The organism is Thiothrix sp. UBA5583 (assembly GCA_002425225.1).
Classification (GTDB): domain Bacteria; phylum Pseudomonadota; class Gammaproteobacteria; order Thiotrichales; family Thiotrichaceae; genus Thiothrix; species Thiothrix moscowensis.
This window is the reverse complement of the sequence record DILV01000031.1, coordinates 137,831-155,538: the sequence shown is the minus strand read 5'-3', so window position 1 is coordinate 155,538 and position 17,708 is coordinate 137,831. Positions and strand designations below refer to the sequence as shown.

The window sequence follows — 17,708 nt, the reverse complement described above, 5'->3', positions numbered from 1 at the left end:
TTAAATCAGGGCAGTCTTCAGAATCATCACAAAACAGATGAAAAATGAAAATTTAATGTCTTAATCCCTTTTAAATCAGGGCAGTCTTCAGAAGCGGAGAAAAGCCGCACACATATCAGTATGTAAAGTCTTAATCCCTTTTAAATCAGGGCAGTCTTCAGAACCCACCTCGCACAAACCGTCAAGCCTGCACGGGTGGTCTTAATCCCTTTTAAATCAGGGCAGTCTTCAGAATGATCGACGAAATGAATATCGCTGAAAGCAACGCAGTCTTAATCCCTTTTAAATCAGGGCAGTCTTCAGAATGTTGGATTCTGTGCGTCGTTTTTTGGGATTGGTCTTAATCCCTTTTAAATCAGGGCAGTCTTCAGAAAACCAGCACAAGGCTGTATTGACGGTCTCAACCCGTCTTAATCCCTTTTAAATCAGGGCAGTCTTCAGAACCCAAAGCAAATCAACATATGCACTGTATGTTGAGTCTTAATCCCTTTTAAATCAGGGCAGTCTTCAGAAGGTCGGAAGGTTGGTGTTATCTCAACCGAAATGGGTCTTAATCCCTTTTAAATCAGGGCAGTCTTCAGAATTGACGGAGCGCGGTGTTAAAGCCGCGTCCGTCTGTCTTAATCCCTTTTAAATCAGGGCAGTCTTCAGAAGGCTCATGTCCAATCGGCCTTTTGAATCAGTAGCTTACAGAGACCCTTAGCAGAAAATTCACTATATAAAAAGTTGTCTTGGGCAAAAATACAACAAATTGAATTTTTAAAGAAGCGACACGCTCAGGCTTTTCGTGTTAATGGATTGATTTTACAATGACTTAGTAGCGAATGGAAGGATTATTCAGCAGGCTGGGTAAAATCAATCCCTTCGTAAATCTCCGCCAGTGTCAACGTGCTTTCAGGGCAGGGTAAGGTGAGCGCTTGTTCCAGACCATCAAATCGCGCCACTTCCCAACCCGTTTCTGCATCGCGGTAATACATCGTTACCAGCGGCTGATCTTGCGCCACAATCAAATAAGCCTGCAACGATGCCAGCTTCTGATAAGCAACGGCTTTTTCGGTGTAATCCTTCCACTGAGTTGATTTAGACGTTACTTCAACAATCAAGCAAGGCTGTTCCAGATAATGGGTGTCGCTTTCATCAGCAGTACAACCAACGAGTACATCAGGATAATAATAGGCTTTGGATCGGGTCGCCCGAACTTTGACATCCGATAAGTAAATATCGCAAGGATTACCCTGACGATCAGTTAATGACAACTTGCGTGCAAAATTTACCGCAATACGACCGTGCCGCCGACTTGCCCCCGCCATCGCATACGTCACGCCATCCACATATTCATGGCGCTCTTCTGCGAATTTTTCACCTTCCAGATATTCCTGTTCGGTAATATAAGCCGAATCAACCTGTGCCATCTTGTTCGCCGACATAATCAATACTCCCATGATTAGCGCAGAAACCACCACCGTTTGCTCCCTTCACCCCTTGCGGGGGAAGGGCTGGGGATGGGGGGTAATCTTACAACGCATCCTGATTATAGCGCAGTTGTGCAGGCAACTTCGCCCCCGTCAGCAGCACCCCGTCACCCCACAACGGCTTGCCCAACGCCACCCATTCCGGCTGATCAGGCAAGGGGTACAACCGCACATCATCTTGCTTGGGGTGGATCAAAGTACGCAAATGCTTCAACACCTTATCCCGCCGTTCTGCATCCAGCTCAATCAAAAACACCGAATACTGCAACGGCAACGCAATCTTTTTCAGGTAACGGTGCACACGCCCCAGCCGCTTGGGGTTGGCAATATCATACGCAATAATATGCGGCAAACGTCGATGTGCCATTAGTCTGCCTCTTGATGTTTCAACAAACGCCACAAGCGATTCAACGCCACCCGTGCGCGTTCCTCAAAATGCCCGTGATGCGTTTCGTAAAAATGCACCATGCTGTAACGCAAACCCTTTCCCTCAAACACCTGCGGCACATCCCCGCGCACCACCAGCCAATACGCCTCCAGCAGCAACAGCTTTTCCACATCCCGCGACAGATGCACCCGCCGCGTCAACGGCAACTGGATATTGTCACTAAACCCATACACCGCCAGCACTTCGCTCACATGGCTGGCAATCGGTGCTTGCAATTGCGCCACAAACAGCGCAAAGCGACACGGCAATTGCGCCGCCACCAACGGTTCCACCTGCGCCATCACCCGCTGCGCCACCGCTCCCAGTAACGGACGTTGGCAAGCCCGTGCCATGCGCTGTACCCAGCGGCTTTCCTCATGCACCCGCCATTGCTGATACAACGCATCACCCATTGCCTCATCCGCGCAAGCGTGCAGCAACGCCTCCAGCGAAATCTGGCTGCTGCGATCACTCAGGCAATGCCCCACCAACTTGCCATCACGCCCGCGAAACGCCACCGGAATCCCGTATTCCAGACACGCCAATAACGCCGCCGTTTCCCACTCCACCTTACCCGTTACTACCACCCGCGAAATACGCCGCAACGGGTAAAAACGATCCGCCTGCTCATGCGCTTGCACCCGCAACGCCACCTCATCCAACAGCACCGCATTCGCCTTTGCCACATCCAGATACAAGGGTTTACGCATAAGATTCCCCCTCATCCCCCAACCCCCGCTCCCTCAAGGGGCGTGGGGTTTCTTTCTCCCATGCCAGCATTGCTTGAATCAAGCCCCGTACCTGCCAGCGCATTGCCCGCCCCAACGGGCGCAAGCGCGTTTCCAAACTCGCAAAAAATACTTGCCGCCCTGCCTTATCCAAAAAGCAGCCGTTCGCATCTGTCTTGAAATGGTGTTCGCGCAAGGTCTGGGTACGGAAACTCTCCCACACCCATGCATCAATGTGCGGTCGCCACGGCTCGATCAAATCCGAGGCTAACGATTCCCGCCCGAAGCTGGTTTCGTGATAAAACCCCAGCAACGGTTCCAGCCCATGCGTATGGATAATCTGCACCGCGCGGTTATGCAGCAAGGTATACGCCAACGACAAGGTGGCATTCACGGGGTCAGGTGGCGGTCGTCGCTTACGCCCCGCAAATCCCAAAGAGGCAGGCAACACCGCCGCGAATGCCGCAAACAGCGCCCGCGCCGCAGCGCCTTCCATCCCCAGCAACGACGCCAAACTTTCCGCACCGTCCAGATTTGTCAATTGCGCCCGCAATTGCTGCTGCGCATCCGTCAACGCCTTACGCTGATCCGCCCGATCTGCCAGCATGTCATCCAACAAGCGCAAGTGTGCGGTGAATTTTGCCGCCAACACCTGCCGCGCAAATGCCAGCCGCCACGCCGAATCCTGCGCCAACCGGTAATGCAGCAAACGAATGCTGGCATCGTTATGCCCGCTGCCCAACAGCACCGCCCGCCGCTGCGGTTTGCGTTGGCTGGCAACGCTGAAGGCAATGCCGTGTTCCGCCAATGTTCCCAATACGCTGGTATCCAGTTGCACCGTCGTCAGGCACACTACCCGCTCCAGCAACGCCAGCGGTACAGGGCGCTGGCGCACCTCACCCAACCGCGCCACCAGCGTTGCGCCTTCCACTTCCAGCGAAGCATTCTTATGGTCGATATACAGTGTGGTCATGATCGTCTCCTAATTCTTGTTCCCCCTCGCCCCTTGAGGGAGAGGGGGCTAGGGGGTGAGGGGTTCTTCACCCCAAATAAAACCAGTCCGGGTCAACCGGCGCGACCCCCAAGCCCAGCGTATGCACCGCTTGCCGTGCATCCAGCCGAATCAGCAGGAAACTGTCATCAGCGTCATGCAAAATAAAGCTCATATCGCCCAGCAACTCGCCTTTTTCCGCAGCCGTCAACCACACCTCATGCACCGATTTTTGCCCACCAGTCGCATACGCCCGCACGCAATGCAACGCCGCCCGCAAGCGCCCCGCATCACTCACGTCATACGCCGCGAGATACAACACCCGCTGACTGTCAGCCATGTTCCACCCCGCTATACGCGGATACGGCGGGCAGTTTCAGCAAGCCAAAACTGCGGTAGCCGTCGCCCTCATGGTGATACAGCAATACCGGGCAACCGTTGCCGAGTTCCGCGCCCACCATTGCCGCTGCCATGCCGGGGCCTGCGTGGAAGTAATGGATACGGTCAACCCCTTGCGCGTACATTTCCCCGACTTGCTGGCGCACATGGGCTTTGAAGGCATCGAGTTCATACGCGCCCAACCCGTCACGTTGCAGGTGGAAAATGCGCTCACGCGGGATGTCGCGCAGGCCGTCATGCTGCTGGCAGTAGTTTTCTACCGCAGCGCGAATGTTCTTGCCCGGTAACAGGTCGATGATGAGGATGGCGGGGCGGCTGCCCGGTGCGCTACGGATGGCTTGCAGGTATTGCTGGTAACGGCGGCGGTTGCCCCATACCACCTGATACCATGTCCAGAACACCGGGACGGCGAGGATCAGCCCGATGACGATACCGAGCGGGTCGAGGATGGTGTTGATAATGTCGAGCAGTGCTTGCATGGTGTCCCCTGTCTGAAAGAAACCTCTCCCCAGCCCTCCCCTTGTCAGGGGAGGGAGCAACAGATGCCGCACTTCTTGTCCCTCCCCTGATAAGGGGAGGTTAGGAGGGGTTTCTTGTTATTAATGGGGTAATCATGCCGCAAACAGGGGTGGGAAGGGATAACCACAAGCTTGTCAGATCAGTGACCAATACCCTCATCCAAACGGTCGAGATGCAATATGTTACCTTCGTAATGGCAGAACACCCGCTTGGCATTTTGGTCATGCCAGGCGTCAAATTCATGGGTTGATCCTTGGCGAACCAACTTCAATTGTTTGAAATCCAGTGATTTCAGCCGGTCTTGATGACCAGAGCGCAAATACTGTGCAAGTTTGTCGATTTGTTGGTTAAGCAGTGTGTAACGGTCGGGTGAAAGCCCCTCAACGGAGGCTAAAAATGTGGTGGTATAGTGAATACTGGCAAGCGGGGTTGCATATAGCTGTTCCCGATACAGTTTGTTTTTATGCTCTTGCCAAACCAGTTCGCCCCACGGTGAAAGCGCTAACTCACCATCCATGCGCAGAATGAATGTTTCGGGTAGTGCGGCTACGGCTTCATTCTGGACAGCAAAGCCAAGGGCTAGTTGGCGCAAGACCATCAGGTGATCACGCACTACCTGTTCTTCTTCCATCCGCACTGGCAATCGTGGCAAGTGCAATAACTCGTTGCCTGTCTCAAACACATAGATACTTTCGTCCGCATACAGCATTGCCAAGGTTTGCATGAATCCCTGGATACTTTTGAATCCCCCCGTCAAATTGAATACGACATGGTATTTTTGCTGGCGATAGCCCGGTAATGTTTCGGATGCCCATTTAACCAATTCAGAGAGAGCAAGCTGGAATCCGCTAACATCTTTGGTGCGCAAATCACGGATGCTTGGCCTGTCAACAATGAAGCCGCGTTGTTCCAGAACACTCTTAATGATTTCGCCGGTTTGACCGCCAAGCCATGTATCTGTATGAATAAGGATATGCACATCTTGCGTATTCTTTCTGCCATCATAAAACTTCAGGAGTGCATTCATTTCAGCGCTTAATCTGGATAAATCTACATCGCTGGATGCCATAACTTGCTGTTGTCGCTGCTGGATATGATCCTCGATTTTTTGTCGAACTTCATTGGGACAGTCAGCAGGTTTTTGCAGGTTCGCGTGATGGTTCAAGAGTTTACGAAGGTCATCATCTGTTTGGTTGGTTAGGATGCTTGTCCCACATGTTGATACAATGACATTTGCCATGAGAATTCCCCTATCGTTAATGTTTCTGTGCCGAATACCCTTCCAGCCGCGCCCCGTAGGTACGCATATCCTCTGCACTCAGCTCTTTGCCGCGTGCTTCGGCGGGCAATTCCAGCGTCAGGTGATAATACGTGCCGCCGCGTGCATTCACTTCTGCCACCAGATTAATAGGCAATGTGCCGAGAACCCGATCCCCCGGTTGGACGATTTCCACATCAAAATGCGCTAGCCGCTGATCGACATGAAAGCCTTCCGATTCTGCCCAAGCGACCGCGCCGGAGTGGCGCGAGATGAAGTAAGTGGTCATGTTGTTCCTTTAGAAAAAAGATTTTTTCACTGCCAAATACGATCGTGCAGCAATAATTAAATTTTGATCATTTGTTTCAATAATAAATGTGCGCCCCTCAATCCGTTGGTGAAGTACCAGCCCTTGACCGCCTTGATTTTTAACTTCCTCAATAACGATTTCAAATCCCTGTGCTGCTTTCTCACCTATCATTAAGGCAGCCAAATAACCTCCTGACATACCGATGTTTCCGTCATCCGGCTCCTCGGTAGTTTTTTCGGGAGAACCGCTTTCCAGAGGGGTAACACCTAACTTTGCGGCAAATGCGCCAAGCAATTCGCCCAAATTTTTTATCAAGGCTTGGGCAGGAGCAGGGTCAGGGCGGAACCCTCCGTGCTGGATGTCGTTACGTACTTTACTCAGAATGTCGGCGTGTCCTTTACTTGCCTTGCTTTCGGTTTCATACCAGCGACACTCGGTAGCACTACGCTCACATTTTTCCAGCAATTGCTGGTTATTGCGGTCTGACGCGGCATACAGCGAAATCCAGCCCTCGCGCAGCACAATCGCTGCTTCGGGGTAACGTTCGTAGTCTACGTACAGCTTTGCCAACTTGAGCATCGCCTGATGCCCCGTTGGGGTAAAGAGGGATGCGGCAGGTATGCCTTGCAGCTTGGCTTTGAGGTTTCCCAATACCGGATACAGCGGTTTGAAGTGGGTACGCACTTCGTCTTCCGCTTCCGCCAACACGTGCAGCACATTAGCAGCACTGCCGCGCACTTGTGCGGTGGCGGTGATAATGTGTGGCACACGCACGGTAGCCAAATTTTCTGAGAAGGTACGGATAGCTTCTGCCAATTTCGCCAGCATTGTGGGGCGTGCATTTTGCCCAACTTTTTGGACAGCGGCATTTTCGCGTTTTGCCAAAGCAGCCAGGGCTTGCCCATTGCCGGTGGTGATGAAGTCTTGCAGGCTGCTTGACCAATCCAGCAAGCTGATAAAAGTGGTCATGTCCCACACATCCGACACCTGCTTGTCTCGGTTGTACTCACCGTACAAGATACGCATTTGTGGCACATCTGCTGCTGCCCACGTAGCACGGATGTAGTTGATAACCGCTGCTGCAAAGAATGGCTGGGCACGGAAACCGTGGGTGATGTCGAAAATCACCTGTTTGTCTTTGCCACGCGGGATACTATCCAAAATTACCCCGAACTGTTCCCACTGCTGTTCCGCATTTGCCCCAAATGGCACACGGGCGATGCACGGCTGTGGCAAACCCTGTGATTGCAATTCGTCACTGAGTTTGCCGTGATGCGCCTTCTCTGCCTGTTCGGTCGCCAATAGGGTGATTTCCTGCACCGCATAGTGCTGGGCAATTGCCCGCACCACATAACAGGTATGGATGTCGGTTTGCGGGTCTTGTCCAAAACGGTAAGTAGTCTGCTGGTAAACATATTCACCAGTCGGTTTGCCATTTGGGTCACGCTTGGCTTCACCTAGACCCAAGAAGCTGATGAGGTACATGATGAGTTTTTCCTTAATCTTGTAACAATTGGTGGTGTAACGGCGGCTGTTGCTACCTTAAGCAACGTCCTGTAAGAGCGGCAACCGCACATCAATCTCATCCCAAGGCACAAACACTTTGCCTTGGTCGTCTTTCTCGATCACCAGCCATTCGCTGAGCAAGGCGACATCCTGACGCACATTGCGGTAATGCCGATCCAGCCGCTTTGCCAGCTCGTAGATGGAAACCGCACCCAGCTTTTTCAGCTCGGCAATCAGTTCCCAGCGCTTTGAGGTGAAGACCTTGGCGAACTGTGGCACGGTTTCAAAGCCGATGCTGAAATGGGGCGTGATGGCTTGCCCTGCTTCGAGGTGTTGTAGGGTGGAGCCGAAGGTGGTTAGGGCACGTTCGGCGGGGTGGTTGAGGTGGATGTTCAAGGTTTTCATCCAATTAGCTTACGACAAGAATTTCGTGACCGTTTGAGTGCGTTTGAAATCTTTGTCTTTGTCAGGATTTTTAGTCGTAGCGGATTCTTTCCAGATTTTTTCCTGCTGCATTCGAGTCTTGAGGAATTGGGCGGCTTGACGTTGATCATCCCCAGACCATTGACCGGATTCAAGCACCTTGATGGCATCTGTTACAGACGGACATTCGGTAATGGCACGTTCAATAGGATTCATTTGTGACAAAGCAGCTTCACGAATCGCTTTTTCTTCTGCTTGGCGTGCTTGTGCTTCACTCTCCTTGGCCTGCCTGTCGATGATTGCCTTTAAATCTGCTAAGGCTTTGGGATCATCCTGCATTCCACCGTAACCCGTTGCCGTTTTGCCACCTGCACCGGCTTGTTCCAAGGCACGATTCAACACATCCGCAACATCAGTTAAAGCAATCTCAGGGCGTTTTTTATCTGCATCAGGATAGGGGCGCAACGCAAAGCTGAACAGCAACGTGATGTCTTTTGCCACCAAAAATGACACAGGAACAGGGTCATGCCAATCGGCTGGCACGGCTTCGGCTGTTCCTGCTGCCTGATCTGTTCCGCCTTTTTCGTACCACTTACCCATATGCGGGGTCATGATGTCCACGCCTAGCGTCACGGGTTTAGTGGGCAGTGCATCAAAGAAAATCAGATTGCCTGCTTGTGATTGATAACCTTCCGATGCGGGGTTTTTGTCGGTGCTACCAAACCAATCCAGTAAAAGTTTTTTCATGTCGGGATTTTCTGGATTATCAGTATCCAGATTATTTTCAATGTAACTACGCATCAAACCTTTAACCGCAGCACCCGTCAGGTACGGCACACCCAAGGTTGGATGCCACGCAAAACCATTTTCCACCGGATGCGGATTGCCCATACCTGTGACAAAGTGCCAACTGGCTTTGAATACATGGCTTTGCCCTTGCAGGCTGGCGGCTAACTGCATTTGGGCTTGTGTATGAGCGGCAAGCTGTTTGTCATCTCCTACTTTTTTATTGGCAAAGTTTTTGAGTAACCAGTAAGTGTTGCCCATCTGGTTATTGTTGGTGGTCGGTTTTAATACTTCCCAGTTACGCGGGTCGTACTGATCAAAGAAACGCTCAAACCACAGCCCAAGGTTGCCTTCACATTTAGCAGGTTTTTCACAGTTGCTATATAACGGTGCTGTCATTGTTCATCCCCCGTCATAAAGGCTTTCGCAAATTTCTTGACCCAATCCATCAAGGCTTGCGCTTCGGCTTGTGCAAGGCGGTAAGCGTGCATGTCTTTGGTCGTAATGCCTTCCAGCAAATTGGCACAGCCTGCATACGGCTGACCTTGTTGGCACAACCAACCAGATAGCAGGTTATACAATTCGCCATGCGTATCACCTTTGGATTTGAAGAACGCGGCAGCTTGCCCCAAGCCATTCATGTGAATCATCGCGGGTAAGCTGGAGGCGTAGCTTTTGTATTCTTTATGGCTAATGCGCGGGTTAGTCGCTGCTTGATTGACTTTTTCTAACGCATACTTTGCGCGTTGTTGCTGGATGGTTTGCATTATTTACCTCCCAGTGCTTTGACTGCACACCAGCCCATACCGACGGTTTCGTTACCGCCAATTTGCAGCCACGGGTTTTCCTTGAATAATCCCACAACGGCATCTAAAACCCAGTTGGCTGATTCGTCGTTAGGTAATGCTATTTTGCGCTTTTCGGGGTCGGGTTTTCTGATATTACTCGCTGCAATGCCAACATACAGTAACGTTTCAGGTGGAAGCGTTTCTTCATACCACAATGCGCCGCCTTTTACCGTTTTAGTTTCAGATTCAATGGCAATATGGGCATTAACAGGCGTTGCATGTTGGCAAAGATGCGTAAACATGTCATTGCTGACAATCACCAGTTGCTTTTCCAATTCTGCTTTCGCATCGTCACGCATTAACTTTGCAACAGCGGCAATGATTGCATCCATATTTTCGGTTTTTGCATCAAAGCGGTATTCTTCCAAGAACAATGCACCCTCTTTGGTTTGTTGCGGCACAAGGGCATCGGTGTTTGCCACTTCTGGCGCTGAAAAGGCTAATTTCATCCCAAAACGTTCCGCATCACGCTGGAAGCGTTGTAGTACAGCAGGGCAAGTTACCCATTTAAATTGTGAAGTCAGTGAACGGATGGGCAACAGCAGCAAGCGTGCATCGCTTACCATGATTGCACCTGCATGATCGCTGGCGTTTTTAGTGTCTGGACCAAATACAGCTTTCACACTTTCCGAGCTGGATTCTGCTTCGGCACGGGTACGCAAAGCACCTTTCATGCTTGAGCCGAAAATGCACGGGTAGCCATTATGCCCTTCGCGTTGGATAGGCAGGTCAATAACGCCAGTATTTGAACCCGTGCCTGCGTGGATGGAAGTTTGTGCCAATAAGCCCAGAATTGTGTTTACTTGAGTCATGCTTTATTTCCTTAAATTTCGTTGTCATTCCACACGCCGACGGCGAGGTGTCCGTAGCCGTATTCGGTGAAGTCGCCAATGTGTTGGTTGTGAAATGCGTTGATAGCCGCTTGAATATCACCATCGTCCACGCTGCAAAAGAATACGCTGCCAGCGGGTATTAGACTTTTCACGGGGCGCGGTTTATCGGCTGCCATATCCCAGCCACCGACGCGCTGAACTTTGCCGGTAATTGCACCGTGTAGAGTGAGAGCAATGCCGTTGAGCGTGCCTTGCCATACGGTCGGTTTGCATTTCTTGCGATGAAAATCAAGGCAGGGCGATCCGTATAGCGGCGTGAGAAGATAGAGGGCAAATTTCGTACCGCTGATGCTTGCCGTTGGAACGATGTTATCTGCTGGCTTCACGCGAAGACTGGCGGTGCGCCCCTCTCCGCCCAAACGTATCATCGCTTGGGTTGGCATATCATCGGGTAAACCTTCGACATCTAACTCAATTGACAGATTATTCTGTGGGCGAATATGTTGGGTTTGGTACAACAGACCTTTCTGCACGCTGCGAGTTGCGTTGTCACGCGCAATGCCGAGACGTGATTCTTTTTCAAATAAATCATCAGCAAAATAAACTTGGGTTTTGATATTCGGCTTTTCTTTAGTGGATTTTTCAAGACTGGGTTTTTCGCCTGCAAGTACAGCCTCTAAGCCTGCCTGAGTAAGCCAAGTATTTTCCAGTGGTTTGCTGCCTTTGGGTTCGTCGCCTTCAGGGAGTTTTGGCAGGCGCACGTTTTCACCCCAATCGCAGCGCACAGTTTTTGCATCTAAGGTGAGTTGGAATAATTTCTCGCCTTTACGCATTAAGTGCAGCGGGGCAGGATAGAGACGTTCGCCATCACATGCCAACCACGCGCCTTGAAAGCGTAATTTGCCCAGTGATTCGCCGAAACCAATGTGGGCAGCAAGGGGATGTTCCTCTTGTTTTTGATCAAACTCGCGCCACTGTATGTCAAAATGCTCACCAATCAGGGTACGTACTGCACCCGCTAAGGTTCGGACAGGCGGAGGAAATACGCTTTGCGCTTCGCCTAGTGCTTCCATAGGGCGCGATTCACGGAAAAATAGCGTGTCGGTGGCATGGAATACCAGAGTGGCTCTGCCATCTAACACGCGCTGCACCGTCTCTTTTTCGGGTGTCGGTTTTGTAGCAACAGGTTTTGGTGGTGACTGTTGCGATTTTTTGCCGTAATGCACAGGCTTGTGTGTTTGTTTATGCTTGTTGGGCTTACTCATTTTTCCATCCCCTTTTGTGCCAAGAATCGTACCAGCAATGCGCCGTCAGGTTCCCAAATGCGTATATCTTCAGGTTTTAAATGAGGTGCTGATTCCTGATCAATATCTTTATCAGTCACTTGTAACCAATCGTTTGGTTCGTTTTTAGTTGTATCCCGTTTTCTGGGGCGACATTGATTTAACAATTTGGTAACCAATTCTTCGGCCTCTATCCTGTTTTTGTTTTTTTTACTACCCCAAGAGTTAAGATATTCCATTGTCATTAGATCAATGGCCTGTTGTTCGTCGAGAACATTTGCGTGAATGATTTTTCTATTTGTATCTTTAGCAGGATTCAATAAGGTGAAACGTTCACGAAATTTGTAGAAAAACTTATTGGAAAAATCACTGTCTTCTTCTTGATTTTTGACAAACTGATTAGCCATTTCACAAATAATTGCCTGCCTGTTATTTCGTGGATTTTCAATCCGGGTTTCGTCTGGTTCATTAAGTGCGATTTTCCACGGTTGCGCCCATTCGAGTTGTAAGCCACCCGGTTTCCACACTCGAATGGCGAGAGCATCACGTCCACGCCCGTCTTTGGCGACTTCATCCAGCAGTTTATGCGCGTCGTGCAACACTTTGGTGAGCGGTGTTTTGATATGCACAAACTCAATCGCACCGGACAGTGTGGTGGGAATATCGTTATAGTCAAAGCAGCTCATGTAGTGAGTACGAAGTTCGGCAGCGCAAGGAATCGCATCTTCTAGCGGCAATATTGCCAGCACATCATCGCCGCCAGCGTACATTAAGAAGCCGTTGTGTTGGTAAACAATCGGTTGTACGCCTTTAGTGAATTTAGCCAAGCCATTGGTGATAGCCGTTTGCTTGTCTGGATTACTCATGTGTGAGCCGAGCGAATCGCCATCCATCATCAACACTGCGTAAAATGGCGTGGGTTTAGGCAATTTAGGGTAGGTACTGTCACACACGGCATTCAATGCCTTCAACACTTTTCCTGCCTGTTTTTGATCTTCAAAAATATTCGGATTTTCGAGTGAGCTTTCAAAGAATATATTGCCATCTAAGGCTTTCCATTTGTGTTTACCCCATGCTTCGGTAAGACATTTGATCTGTGTATCCCATTCACCGTATTCACCTGCCAAGATTTTTGCTTGGGTAAAAAAGGTGTTTAAAGTGAGCTCATCGGCTGTGTTCAGGGCTTTTTCCAACCAATGCACGGCTGCCATGTAGACAACAGAAGGCACAGCAGTCGGTACTTTCCAGCCTTTTAATGACCAGCCTTGTTTCATCTTGTGGTCAAGTTTGTGGAAGTGGCGGCTGAAGCGGCGTTTGACAAACGCAATGGCACACAAGGCTTCATTGGGGCGCAAGTCACTTTTCATGCCATCGCCTCCCATTATCCGCACTTTATTCCAGAAGACATTCATGGCATCGCGGTTAGGGCGTTTTTCACCAGAAAGCTCTTGCCAGCCGTCCATCATCGCGCATTTCACACCGGGTTCTTCGGGCGGGGCGTAGGTACGCCAGTTCTTGCGTTTGTCCAGCGCGGAACTGTCGTTTTCATCTTCAGTAATAACCCAGCTCATATCCCAGAAGTTGTTGATTTGCCGCTCCCAGATATTGCGCTGCACGCCATTGCTGACTACTGCTAAATCCGCTTTCCAGACTTCCTCAGCGAGGGCTTTCCACGCTTCCTGTACGGCATTGGTTACAGCATTGGGGTCAAATTTGTCTGGATCAATTGCTGCTTTAAAGCGGTTAGGGACGCTACCTTGGGTTGGTTTCTTGCCTTTCTCCTTTCCTTCCAGCCAAGCCATGAAATCTGCATCGGGTTGAGGAAACAAAATAACCTCATCCAGACGTTTATCACCAGACTGGGCATGAACTGACTTCATCGCCACAGCCGCTAGCCACGATAAAATAAATGACCCCGCCCAGAAATCGCGGGTACGACGCGCTTGTGACACAAAGCCCTGCACTGGTCCGAGCGTAAAGTGGAAATAGTGGGTGTTGTTATTCATCGTATAGCTACCCCGCTGAGAATGCTTTGTTTACTATCGAAACGTATCTTGCCCTTATTATCTCTGCCATCTAAAAAGTCGGTCAGAATTGACCATTCAATGTTGGCAGGAACGTTTGTACCACCAGCGTTAATCCTTTCTCCATGTGGTAGGAATGTGGCTGGCAACAATAAAGAAACACCAATGTATTCAGTACCTATTTTATGAACGTGAAAAAGTAGGGGGCCAGCTCGCCGCTCATGTTTATAAACACCTGTCGGATAAGGATCTCGATGCTTTTCTGGTGTTACATGCTGCGTTTCTTTTTTGCCATAGTTGTGAGGTAAACCAAAAACCACTCGTTTAGGGTGAAAGTCATTTAGACGATCCCCCTTACTCCAATCATGATCAGCTTTGAAACGCTTCTCTGATGGCTCATTCAATACCTTTCCATCTTTCCCCCAACTGCGGTACAGCAACATTTTTCTGCCGAAAACATTTAACACATTGTATGGTGTTGTGGATTTCTCCAGTAAATCAATACGTGTTTCGTTACTGAATGCGCTGAATGGTGGGAGTGAGAGGGTGGCTAAGTTGCTCAGGATACCTTGAATTGAAACCGTATATTCTTGGCTAGTTTTGGACGCAGACCATATGAGTTTTTCTTCTTGTTTCGGCTGCTTTTCGTGGAGAGCTTCCAAAACAACCGAACCCATGCCATGTCGTGTTCGACTGCCTAGACCACCTACTAAGCCAAAGAGCATCAATGTTTGTTTCAGCACATCATCGAAAGCATTGAATGAAGTGAGCGTTACGGTAAATGTTTGGTCTTCATTGATGCAATCCCGTGTAAGTTGCCCCGCTTTAGTGTTTTTCTCGCGGCTAGCGAACGCCTCCATCAATCCATACCCAAGATAACGTGCAGCGGGAGTATTTTTAAAATCAGGGTGTTCTGTACCAACGCGAGTAATTTTAAGGTTTTCCGATGTAACTCGTAAGGTAAACGCCGCTGCCTTACCGTTATCCGCAGATGTGCCAAACAGGTCAGCCTCTTCCTTATGCAGGCACTTCAATGCTTCCCTATCCGATGAGTATTGAGGTTGAGAACGAATCTTGCCCCACATCAACGCCCGCCACCAAAAGCGCAGCGCACCTTTGACCGAAGCTGGTGATATGCCAGATGCCTTTTGCTCAGCATCCCCAATAAACATCGGCGTAACAATCCGATACGTCGCCCGTATGATATGCGGTTCTTTGAAGTTCAACGCCATACCTGCCCCTTTGGAAACAAAAATTCACTGATGCGCGGATTATGAACGAAACCTGACTAACCTGTCAGCACTCACAAGCTTGTCAAACGCCGATTTGCTGCACTCACACCCACGGCATCCCCGCCAACACCCACATCACCAGCGCCCCCATCAGCAACCACGCCACCACAGAAGGCTTGGCGGAAGCCTTGTCTTTTTTCAGCGGGGTCTGGATGGCGGTTTCCATATCTTTCTTCGCTTGATCAATGAAATCGTCTGCTTTTTTATATTCCCCGCCTAACCGCTTGTCGGTAATGAATTCACGGCGCAGGTATTCACGCACCCCTTCCACCTTGCCGTCTTTCATGCCAGCCGCTTTGCCGTCCTTTTTTCCCTGTTCATAGCCCTGCCCGTTACCCAACAGCCAGCCTGCCATGAAACCCAGCAAGACAAAGATAATGACCAAAGAAATATCCATAAGCCCGCCCCTATGTATCAATCCCGCTAGTCGTCTGCTACCTGAAGCTGATTGCCTCCACCGGCAGGCGCAAGCCGAAGCGTGTCACTGGCCTGCCCCCGTGCGGATGCAATAGGTAAATATCAGCCGCTGCCAGCCCCAGCGCCTTTTTCAAAGCCGCATTCACGCTGGATTTGCGTTCGTCGAAATAGGATTTGCCCATGCCCTCACGCTGCAAGGCAGCAGCGGCCTGCTCATAGCCGCCCGTTGCGCCATGCAAACGCCGGTAAACGTGCAGGAATTGCTCAGCCAGCGGCTGCTCTTCCACATCTGTCCAGCGGACTGGCGGCTGACTTTGCACATGGCGTTGCAACATCCACGCATAAAACGCCAGTTGTACCGGCGGCATCGGCACGGCAACACCCGCGCAACGCAGGGCAGCACCGTGCCAGTCCAAATGCACACGGGGTGGCGCAAACCGGCGCTGGGCAGCCGCGATGGTATCGCTGAATGTGGCACTACCCGCCAGCAACGCCTGTGGCAAACCGTCACGCAGGCGCACAAACGGGATGTCCGCCAGCGTCACTTCCACCAAGGCAGCGTCAAAAGGCGTACCATCACGGTCTTGCTGCCAACACGACTGCGGCGGCGGGTAATAAAAGTCATTGAGGAAAAAGTAACAGTCGTCCACCAGCACATGCTTGAGCCGATCCTGCGCCCTGCCAAACAGCGACAGCGCGTAACCGACGTAATAAGTCATGGTGCGGCGTCCGCCCGACAGCAGTACACACACGCTGGCAGCCGGGTCAGCGGTAAAGGTACGGATTTGCTGGCTGATGAAATCCGCCGTGTGTTCGTTGTCCTGTTCCGAACGCACATCCCACAACAGCTTGCCCTGCTGCGTGGTAATCAGGTGGAAATCCAGCCGGGAACACGCTTCCGGCAAGGCATAATCCGCACACAAGCGCGTCAGCCAGCCATCATGCAACAAGGCTTGGCGTACCTGGTCACGCCCGCGCTCGGTGGTGATGATGTGGATTTCGGTCGGAATCCAGCACGGCTGGGCTGTCTGACTCAGTGCATACAAGGCTTCGGTAATGGTTTGGGGGGAATAGGCTTCGACCGCCACCAGAATGCGGCGCGGGAAGGAATGAGGGGCTAGCGGCTGAGAATGTGTCATAAGGAAAGTATAGCCAACAACGACTGTCAGCTACAGTGGAAATTGATGTAAAACAAGCCTTCATCCACGTAATAAAAGACCGACATTGCTAGGGAATTATTCAATCAGGCAGGGCTTTACCGTATAAAACGCTTCCCCATTCATTTTTACCAACAAAGGACGTTTTATGGGATTTTTCGATAGTTTCCGCAAGCAGCAAAAACCTGAATTCACCTGCAACGAAGATGCCGTCATCACCCTGATGGTGGCAATGGGTAGCATTGACGGCGAGCTGGATCAAAACGAACTGCTGGCACTGGTCGGGCTTGCCCGCGTCAATACCTCCCTGAATGGTGCATCACTGGAGCGTTCCTTCCAGTTTGCGGTGAAATACCTCAAAGCCAATGGCGCAGCACAAAGCGCGGTGGATGCCTTTTCTTACCTGCCGGGCGAACTCCACGCCACGGCGCTGTCATTTGCCTGTCTGGTGACAATGGCTGATGGCGTCGTCACCAACGAAGAAGAAAGCAAACTGATGGAACTGGCAGAAGTCTCCAACCTGAGCGAAGCAGAGTCACAAGCGGTGATCAACACTTGCATCGCCATCATGAAACCTGTCGCCTAATTTCCTTGCCGCACACAGCCAGCATTGCCAGCACTGACTGGCGGGCTGGCTTCCCCCATCAGGCTATTGCCGCACCCACAACACATCATTGCACGGGTCACTCTCGAAGTAACCCAGATGCCACTCCAGCCTCAAACCGGCTTCACATGATGTTTTTCCTACCACTTGTTTATTTTTATTCATTCAGACAAAACTCACTGATGAAGAAACCCTTCCTGGCAGCTTTCCCGGTGAAGAAACCCCTCCCAGCGGCTTTCCAGATGAAGAAACCCCTCCCGGCCTCCCCTTATCAGGGGAGGGGCGAAGAAGCGCACCATTTCTTGTCCCTCCCCTGACAAGGGGAGGTTAGGAGCAACTGTCTTAATCCCTTTTAAATCAGGGCAACATTCAGAAGGCAAAAAAAAGCTGATTTGGGGCTATCACCCGAGTCTTAATCCCTTTTAAATCAG

General features: G+C 50.8%; 19 protein-coding genes and 1 CRISPR repeat array. Of the genes, 1 reads left to right on the top strand and 18 read right to left on the bottom strand.

The features are described from left to right. Positions 1 to 57: 57 nt before the first annotated feature. Positions 58 to 653: direct repeats of the CRISPR family, unit length 36 nt; unit sequence GTCTTAATCCCTTTTAAATCAGGGCAGTCTTCAGAA. A gap of 180 nt (positions 654 to 833) precedes the next feature. The 18 genes from B2U47_RS13425 to csm6 all read right to left on the bottom strand — a co-directional run bounded on the left by B2U47_RS13425 (position 834) and on the right by csm6 (position 16,655). Beyond that, entirely contained in the window at positions 834 to 1,427 is a 594-nt protein-coding gene (locus tag B2U47_RS13425) for a Uma2 family endonuclease (protein WP_296678004.1), read from the bottom strand. 88 nt (positions 1,428 to 1,515) lie between these two features. After that, positions 1,516 to 1,839 (bottom strand): CRISPR-associated endonuclease Cas2, encoded by a 324-nt coding sequence (gene cas2 / locus B2U47_RS13420; protein WP_296678000.1) that lies wholly within the window; start codon positions 1,837 to 1,839, stop codon positions 1,516 to 1,518. Next, positions 1,839 to 2,609: a CRISPR-associated endonuclease Cas1 gene (locus tag B2U47_RS13415; RefSeq protein WP_296677997.1), complete on the bottom strand. Its 771-nt coding sequence runs from the start codon at positions 2,607 to 2,609 to the stop codon at positions 1,839 to 1,841. Before B2U47_RS13415 ends, cas2 begins: the two co-directional genes overlap by 1 nt. Further along, a complete protein-coding gene (cas1, locus tag B2U47_RS13410; protein ID WP_296677994.1) occupies positions 2,602 to 3,600 on the bottom strand; it encodes a CRISPR-associated endonuclease Cas1 in 999 nt (332 codons plus the stop codon). The genes B2U47_RS13415 and cas1 overlap by 8 nt, the downstream gene beginning before the upstream one ends. A 67-nt stretch (positions 3,601 to 3,667) precedes the next feature. Beyond that, the gene (locus B2U47_RS13405; RefSeq protein WP_296677991.1) at positions 3,668 to 3,958 is read right to left on the bottom strand and encodes a CRISPR-associated endonuclease Cas2; all 291 of its coding nucleotides are present in this window, start codon (positions 3,956 to 3,958) and stop codon (positions 3,668 to 3,670) included. Then, complete coding sequence (locus tag B2U47_RS13400) at positions 3,951 to 4,496, bottom strand: hypothetical protein (RefSeq protein WP_296677987.1); 546 nt, start codon at positions 4,494 to 4,496, stop codon at positions 3,951 to 3,953. Before B2U47_RS13400 ends, B2U47_RS13405 begins: the two co-directional genes overlap by 8 nt. 179 nt (positions 4,497 to 4,675) lie before the next feature. Next, entirely contained in the window at positions 4,676 to 5,776 is a 1,101-nt protein-coding gene (locus B2U47_RS13395) for a putative CRISPR-associated protein (RefSeq protein ID WP_296677983.1), read from the bottom strand. Between the two features lie 16 nt (positions 5,777 to 5,792). Next, a complete protein-coding gene (csx16, locus tag B2U47_RS13390; protein WP_296677981.1) occupies positions 5,793 to 6,083 on the bottom strand; it encodes a CRISPR-associated protein Csx16 in 291 nt (96 codons plus the stop codon). Positions 6,084 to 6,092: 9 nt separating this feature from the next. After that, entirely contained in the window at positions 6,093 to 7,589 is a 1,497-nt protein-coding gene (locus tag B2U47_RS13385; protein WP_296677979.1) for a CRISPR-associated DxTHG motif protein, read from the bottom strand. Positions 7,590 to 7,646: 57 nt separating this feature from the next. Beyond that, the gene (locus B2U47_RS13380) at positions 7,647 to 8,015 is read right to left on the bottom strand and encodes an HTH domain-containing protein (RefSeq protein WP_296677977.1); all 369 of its coding nucleotides are present in this window, start codon (positions 8,013 to 8,015) and stop codon (positions 7,647 to 7,649) included. A gap of 9 nt (positions 8,016 to 8,024) precedes the next feature. After that, a complete protein-coding gene (cmr6, locus tag B2U47_RS13375; protein ID WP_296677974.1) occupies positions 8,025 to 9,218 on the bottom strand; it encodes a type III-B CRISPR module RAMP protein Cmr6 in 1,194 nt (397 codons plus the stop codon). Next, complete coding sequence (gene cmr5, locus B2U47_RS13370; protein ID WP_296677971.1) at positions 9,215 to 9,586, bottom strand: type III-B CRISPR module-associated protein Cmr5; 372 nt, start codon at positions 9,584 to 9,586, stop codon at positions 9,215 to 9,217. Before cmr5 ends, cmr6 begins: the two co-directional genes overlap by 4 nt. Further along, complete coding sequence (gene cmr4 / locus B2U47_RS13365; protein WP_296677968.1) at positions 9,586 to 10,479, bottom strand: type III-B CRISPR module RAMP protein Cmr4; 894 nt, start codon at positions 10,477 to 10,479, stop codon at positions 9,586 to 9,588. The genes cmr5 and cmr4 overlap by 1 nt, the downstream gene beginning before the upstream one ends. An 11-nt stretch (positions 10,480 to 10,490) precedes the next feature. Further along, positions 10,491 to 11,765 (bottom strand): type III-B CRISPR module-associated protein Cmr3, encoded by a 1,275-nt coding sequence (gene cmr3 / locus B2U47_RS13360; protein ID WP_296677965.1) that lies wholly within the window; start codon positions 11,763 to 11,765, stop codon positions 10,491 to 10,493. Further along, a complete protein-coding gene (gene cas10 / locus B2U47_RS13355) occupies positions 11,762 to 13,789 on the bottom strand; it encodes a type III-B CRISPR-associated protein Cas10/Cmr2 (protein WP_296677962.1) in 2,028 nt (675 codons plus the stop codon). Before cas10 ends, cmr3 begins: the two co-directional genes overlap by 4 nt. After that, positions 13,786 to 15,039, bottom strand: coding sequence for a type III-B CRISPR module RAMP protein Cmr1 (gene cmr1 / locus B2U47_RS13350; RefSeq protein WP_296677959.1), 1,254 nt, complete (start codon positions 15,037 to 15,039; stop codon positions 13,786 to 13,788). The genes cas10 and cmr1 overlap by 4 nt, the downstream gene beginning before the upstream one ends. Positions 15,040 to 15,142: 103 nt before the next feature. Further along, entirely contained in the window at positions 15,143 to 15,496 is a 354-nt protein-coding gene (locus B2U47_RS13345) for a hypothetical protein (protein ID WP_296677956.1), read from the bottom strand. A gap of 37 nt (positions 15,497 to 15,533) precedes the next feature. After that, entirely contained in the window at positions 15,534 to 16,655 is a 1,122-nt protein-coding gene (gene csm6, locus B2U47_RS13340) for a CRISPR-associated ring nuclease Csm6 (RefSeq protein WP_296677954.1), read from the bottom strand. Between the two features lie 166 nt (positions 16,656 to 16,821). On the opposite strand from csm6, the gene B2U47_RS13335 reads away from it, so the two are divergent. Then, the gene (locus B2U47_RS13335) at positions 16,822 to 17,259 is read left to right on the top strand and encodes a TerB family tellurite resistance protein (protein ID WP_296677951.1); all 438 of its coding nucleotides are present in this window, start codon (positions 16,822 to 16,824) and stop codon (positions 17,257 to 17,259) included. Positions 17,260 to 17,708 lie beyond the last annotated feature (449 nt).

Coding starts and splice junctions, on each gene's coding strand:
- cmr3 (WP_296677965.1), bottom strand. CDS start 11,765: ATGAGTAAGCCCAACAAGCATAAACAAACACACAAGCCTGTGCATTAC.
- B2U47_RS13400 (WP_296677987.1), bottom strand. CDS start 4,496: ATGCAAGCACTGCTCGACATTATCAACACCATCCTCGACCCGCTCGGT.
- B2U47_RS13395 (WP_296677983.1), bottom strand. CDS start 5,776: ATGGCAAATGTCATTGTATCAACATGTGGGACAAGCATCCTAACCAAC.
- cmr1 (WP_296677959.1), bottom strand. CDS start 15,039: ATGGCGTTGAACTTCAAAGAACCGCATATCATACGGGCGACGTATCGG.
- B2U47_RS13385 (WP_296677979.1), bottom strand. CDS start 7,589: ATGTACCTCATCAGCTTCTTGGGTCTAGGTGAAGCCAAGCGTGACCCA.
- B2U47_RS13405 (WP_296677991.1), bottom strand. CDS start 3,958: ATGGCTGACAGTCAGCGGGTGTTGTATCTCGCGGCGTATGACGTGAGT.
- csm6 (WP_296677954.1), bottom strand. CDS start 16,655: ATGACACATTCTCAGCCGCTAGCCCCTCATTCCTTCCCGCGCCGCATT.
- cas10 (WP_296677962.1), bottom strand. CDS start 13,789: ATGAATAACAACACCCACTATTTCCACTTTACGCTCGGACCAGTGCAG.
- cmr6 (WP_296677974.1), bottom strand. CDS start 9,218: ATGACAGCACCGTTATATAGCAACTGTGAAAAACCTGCTAAATGTGAA.
- B2U47_RS13425 (WP_296678004.1), bottom strand. CDS start 1,427: ATGTCGGCGAACAAGATGGCACAGGTTGATTCGGCTTATATTACCGAA.
- csx16 (WP_296677981.1), bottom strand. CDS start 6,083: ATGACCACTTACTTCATCTCGCGCCACTCCGGCGCGGTCGCTTGGGCA.
- B2U47_RS13380 (WP_296677977.1), bottom strand. CDS start 8,015: ATGAAAACCTTGAACATCCACCTCAACCACCCCGCCGAACGTGCCCTA.
- cmr5 (WP_296677971.1), bottom strand. CDS start 9,586: ATGCAAACCATCCAGCAACAACGCGCAAAGTATGCGTTAGAAAAAGTC.
- cmr4 (WP_296677968.1), bottom strand. CDS start 10,479: ATGACTCAAGTAAACACAATTCTGGGCTTATTGGCACAAACTTCCATC.
- cas1 (WP_296677994.1), bottom strand. CDS start 3,600: ATGACCACACTGTATATCGACCATAAGAATGCTTCGCTGGAAGTGGAA.
- B2U47_RS13415 (WP_296677997.1), bottom strand. CDS start 2,609: ATGCGTAAACCCTTGTATCTGGATGTGGCAAAGGCGAATGCGGTGCTG.
- B2U47_RS13345 (WP_296677956.1), bottom strand. CDS start 15,496: ATGGATATTTCTTTGGTCATTATCTTTGTCTTGCTGGGTTTCATGGCA.
- cas2 (WP_296678000.1), bottom strand. CDS start 1,839: ATGGCACATCGACGTTTGCCGCATATTATTGCGTATGATATTGCCAAC.
- B2U47_RS13335 (WP_296677951.1), top strand. CDS start 16,822: ATGGGATTTTTCGATAGTTTCCGCAAGCAGCAAAAACCTGAATTCACC.